Raw genomic sequence first — 4,551 nt, forward strand, 5'->3', positions numbered from 1 at the left:
ATCACGCCAATCTGGCGCGGGTACTGGATGCCAAGCCCGACATGCTGCTCGACAATGGCGCCGACCTTGCCGCCGGCATCATCGAACGCGGCTGGGCGGCCTCCATTCTCGGCGGCACCGAGGAGACGACGTCCGGCGGCGACCGGCTGCGCGGCGAACTGGCCGGCAAGGTGCCGTTTCCGTCGATCGTCATCAACGACAGCCCACTGAAGGCGATCGGCGAGAACAAGCACGCGGTCGGCCAGTCGGTTGTCGAAAGCTTCATGCGCATCACCAATCTGATGATCCCCGGCCGGCGCTTCTGCGTTATCGGCTATGGCTGGTGCGGGCGCGGCATCGCGCAGTACCTGCGGGCGCTGGGCGGCCGCGTGGCGGTCGTCGAGGTCGACGAGATCAAGGCGCTGGAAGCCGCCCTCGACGGCTACCGGGTGGCGCCGCTGGCGGATCTGGCACCATGGGCGCAGGTGTTCATCACCGCCACGGGACGCGCCGGCGTGCTGCCGGCCAGCGCGATTGCCGCCATGCAAGATGGTGCGGTGCTTGCCAACTCAGGGCATTTTCCGTGGGAGATCGACACCGAGGGCATGCGTGCCATGACGACCGGTAGCACCGATCTCGACGGCACCTTGCAGCGTCTCGACCTTGCCAATGGCCGGCATGTCATCCTGGTCGCCGACGGGCGCATGTTCAACCTTGCCGGCAGCGAACCGAAGGGCAATTCGATCGAATCCATGGACATCGGCTTCATGCTGCAGGCGCTGTCGCTGGAGCGGGTGGTGAAGGGCGCTACCGGCGAAAGACCGGCGCCAGGCGCGCAGCCGGTGCCCGACGACATCAACCAACGCATCGCCAGGCTGATGATGGCTACGATGGGGGCTGCCTTGTAACTATAGTAGCTCCTGATTCTATCTCTCTGTTTTGACGCAATTCCTGCCGGAAACCGTTTCACACTTTTCCTGGAATTGCTTGGTCCGGGAAGGATTGTGGGGCATGGCTGGCAAGACTGCGGAAGCGCCGGACTATTCGGTACCGGCCCTGGAAAAGGCGTTCGACGTCATCGAGCTCTTGGCTGAGCAGAAGGACGGGCTGAACCAGGGCCAGATTGCCGAGGCGGTCGGCCGCTCGATCCACCAGATCTACCGCGTGCTGCAGGCGCTGGAACGGCGCGGCTATATCTTTCGCGATCGCCCGGCCGGGCTCTATTTCCTGTCGACCCGCATGTTCGAGCTGGCGCACCGGCATGAGCCGCTGCGCGGCCTCGTCCAGGCAGCGCTGCCGTCGATGCGGCGGCTGTCCGACTCCATCCAGCAGTCCTGCAATCTCGGCGTCCACAATGCCGGAAGGGTACTGATCCTGGCGCAAGTGGAAAGCCCGGCGGCCTTCGGCTTCCGCGTCCGCGTCGGCGCCGAGTTCCCGCTGTTTGCCACCGCCACGGGCCGCACGCTGATGGCGTTCCAGCCGCAGGATAGAGTCAACCAATGGCTGCAAGTCTCTGGTGTTCTTGACGAAAAGGCCGAGGTGGAGCGTGCGCTTGGCCGCATCCGTACCGCCGGCCATGAAGAGGTGGCGGACGGGCTGCAGCCGGGTGTCATCGATCTTGCCTTTCCGGTCATCGGGCCGTTCGGCCACTCCGTCGCCGCGCTGACCGTGCCCTATGTGGCGACCACCTACAGCATGCTCGACCTTGCCACCGTGCGCCACCATGCCGCGCAGGCGGCGCAGGAGATCCGGCTGGTGCTGGCGCCCGAGCCATTAGGCCAAAGCGAGGCCTCGTGACCGCTTCGTTCGCGCCGATAACCAAGACCGTCGTCATCGGTGCCGAGCCGGCCAAGGTCTGGCGGATACTGACGACGCCAGAAATGATCCCGCAATGGATGTCCGACGAGGAGTTGACCGTCAGCCTGCAAGGACAGGCCGGCGGCGCGATCGTGATGCGCGGATTGCTGCACGGAATGCCGTTCGAGAACCATGGCACCATCCGCGCTTTTGAGCCGGGAAGGAGCTTCGCCTACAGCTACTGGAGCACGTTGTCGGCCCCGCGTCTGGCGGACGTGCCCGAAAACCACACGGTGGTCAGCTTCGATCTGGCGCCAGCGGATGAGGGAACGCTGCTGACGCTGACGCTCAGCGATTTTGCCGAACCGGCGATCCGTCCGCATGCCAATCTCTACTGGGGGCCGACCTTGCAGATCCTGAAGGCGGTCTGCGAGCGCGTTTGAGGGCGGGCGTCTCCCCGCGGACGGTCGTCCCGCCCTTACTCTTTGGGGTGTCGGGCGAGAGCCAGCGCGCGGATGCGGTCGGCGACGGCGCTGTCGACCGGGTTGTAGACGGTCAGGCTCAAATCCGGCCGGCCGTCGACCGCGAAGCCCGAATATTCCAGTTCGATATCGCCGAGTTCCGGGTGCTTCAGGCGCTTTGTCCCGTCGCCGTGGCTGAGCACGTCGTTTGCCCGCCACAGGGCGGCAAACTCGGGGCTGGCGCTGCAAAGCTCGTCGACGAGTTCGCGCACCTCGGAGACCGCGCCGGCGCGGGCCGCATCGGCACGAAACGAGCCGACCACGAAACGGGCCAGGTTTTGCCAGTCGTGCTGCCTGGCGCGGATATGGGGACTGAGGAACATGAAGCGCAGGATGTTGCGCTCGCCCTCGGGCAGGGCGCTGTAGTCGGTCAGCACGACCCGCGCGGCGCGGTTCCAGGCAACGACGTCCCACGTAGCGGTCCTGACTATGGCGGGGCTGGCATCGAGCGTGTCGATGAGGCGCTGCAGCCGTGGGCTGACACCCTCGGCACCGGTGTAGCGGACCTCGGGCGGGCGCCCGAGCCCCAGCATGAAAAGATGTTCGCGCTCCGCCTCGGTCAGCAGTAGCCCCTTGGCGATGCGATTGAGGACATCGGCCGAGGGTGCGCCGCCGCGGCCCTGCTCCAGCCATGTGTACCAGGTCGGGCTGATGTTGGCGCGTTGGGCGACCTCTTCCCGGCGCAGTCCCGGCGTGCGTCGGCGGCCCGAAAAGCCGAAGGAAGCCGGATCGAGCCGCGTGCGCCGGTCTTTGAGGAACGCTGCCAGCGAGCCGGCGGAATTGGAGGGCATCCTGTTAGCCATTATACCATGATAAGATCACTACTTTAATAGAATAATAGACCAGCAATATTACGCAGGCAACTGTGCAGGAGATTTTGCATGCGTATCTTTCTCACCGGCGCGACCGGTTTCATCGGTTCGGCGATCGTTCCCGAACTCATCAAGGCGGGCCACCAGGTGGTCGGCGTGACCCGCTCCGACGCCGGCGCCGAGGCGCTGGTCGCGGCGGCGCCGAGGTGCATCGGGGCACCCTCGAAGATCCCGAGGGGCTGCGCGACGGCGCGGCGAAGGCGGAGGCTGTGATCCATACGGCGTTCGACCATGATTTCTCGCGGTTTGCCGAGAATTGCGAAAAGGACAAGCGCGTCATCGCCGCTCTCGGCGCCGCCCTGGCCGGCTCCGACCGGCCGCTGGTGATCACCTCCGGCGTCGGCATGGGCAGCCCTGGGCATGGCGAACTGGCGATTGAGGACGTCTTCAATGCCAGCCACCCCAATCCGCGCATAGCCTCCGAGCTGGCCGGCAATGCGCTTCTGGAAAACGGCATCAATCTGTCGGTGGTGCGGCTGCCGCAGGTCCACAATCCGGTCAAGCAAGGGCTTATCTCGCCGCTCATCGAGATCGCGCGTGAAAGGGGCGTCTCGGCCTATGTCGGCGAAGGCCGCAACCGCTTCTCCGCGGGCCATCTCCTCGATGCGGCGCGGCTTTACCGGCTGGCCGTGGAAAAGCGGCAACCGGGAGCACGCTATCACGCGGTCGGCGAGGAAGGCGTCGAGGTGCGGGCCATCGCCGAGGCGCTTGGCCGGGGCCTGAAATTGCCGGTCGTCTCCATCGCGCCGGAAAGAGCGGCGGAGCATTTCGGCTGGATGGCAATGTTCGCGCCGATGGATCTGCCGGCCTCCAGCGCGCTGACACAGGCACGATTGGGCTGGCATCCGACCGGCCCGACGCTGATCGCCGATCTCGACGCCATGCGGTATTGATGCGCCTAGCAACGTTTGAGGTGAGCCGAAGTCTCTGAACTTCGTCATCCCTGGGCGAAGCAGGAGCGCAGCTCCGTCGCGGAGACCCTGGGATCCATGCCGCGACCTTAATCATAGGGTGCAGCGGAGCAGAATTCTGCACCGCTGCGGGGCTTCCGAGTCCCGGCATGGATCCCGGGGTCTGCGCTGCGTCGCTTCGCTCCTTGCTCCGCCCCAGGATGACGACTTTTCGGGATCATGCTCCAGGGCTGACCGCGTAGCGCAGATGGACGAGCCCATGCGCCAAGGCCTCGCAGCTCATCAGGGACAACTGCATCTTGCCCGCCAGGCCGCTCTCGCCGAACTCGACGAAGGCCTGGTTGGCGGCGCGTCCATCGATCGCGGGCGCCACGAGAAGGCTCAGTTCATCGACGAGCCCGGCCGCAAGGAACGAACCGTTGATGCCGGCGCCGCCCTCAAGCAGCAGCCGGCTTATGCCGAGTTCGCTGC

At 65.7% G+C, this 4,551-nt stretch carries 5 protein-coding genes and 1 pseudogene; 4 read left to right on the forward strand and 2 right to left on the reverse strand.

The genetic code is table 11. The annotated features are described in order from the left end of the window. The 3 genes from EN893_RS19940 to EN893_RS19950 form a co-directional block, all read left to right on the forward strand. A partial coding sequence (locus tag EN893_RS19940; protein WP_128361721.1) for an NAD(P)-dependent oxidoreductase occupies nucleotides 1–887 on the forward strand: 887 nt, incomplete at its 5' end. A 103-nt stretch (nucleotides 888–990) separates the two neighbouring features. Beyond that, nucleotides 991–1,776, forward strand: a complete 786-nt coding sequence (locus EN893_RS19945; RefSeq protein WP_127267210.1) for an IclR family transcriptional regulator — start codon at nucleotides 991–993, stop codon at nucleotides 1,774–1,776. Then, nucleotides 1,773–2,219 (forward strand): SRPBCC domain-containing protein, encoded by a 447-nt coding sequence (locus EN893_RS19950; protein ID WP_127267209.1) that lies wholly within the window; start codon nucleotides 1,773–1,775, stop codon nucleotides 2,217–2,219. Before EN893_RS19945 ends, EN893_RS19950 begins: the two co-directional genes overlap by 4 nt. Before the next feature lie 35 nt (nucleotides 2,220–2,254). On the opposite strand, the gene EN893_RS19955 is transcribed toward EN893_RS19950, so the two are convergent. Beyond that, nucleotides 2,255–3,088 (reverse strand): helix-turn-helix transcriptional regulator, encoded by an 834-nt coding sequence (locus EN893_RS19955; protein WP_164748891.1) that lies wholly within the window; start codon nucleotides 3,086–3,088, stop codon nucleotides 2,255–2,257. 90 nt (nucleotides 3,089–3,178) lie between these two features. Here EN893_RS19955 and EN893_RS19960 point away from each other — a divergent pair. Beyond that, nucleotides 3,179–4,062: pseudogene (locus EN893_RS19960) on the forward strand (SDR family oxidoreductase). Nucleotides 4,063–4,297: 235 nt separating this feature from the next. Here EN893_RS19960 and EN893_RS19965 read toward each other — a convergent pair. After that, nucleotides 4,298–4,551: dihydrofolate reductase family protein (locus EN893_RS19965; protein WP_206640141.1), on the reverse strand; the 254-nt coding region annotated here is incomplete at its 5' end.

The sequence above is a fragment of the Mesorhizobium sp. M7A.F.Ca.CA.004.04.2.1 genome (assembly GCF_004022825.1).
Lineage (GTDB): Bacteria > Pseudomonadota > Alphaproteobacteria > Rhizobiales > Rhizobiaceae > Mesorhizobium.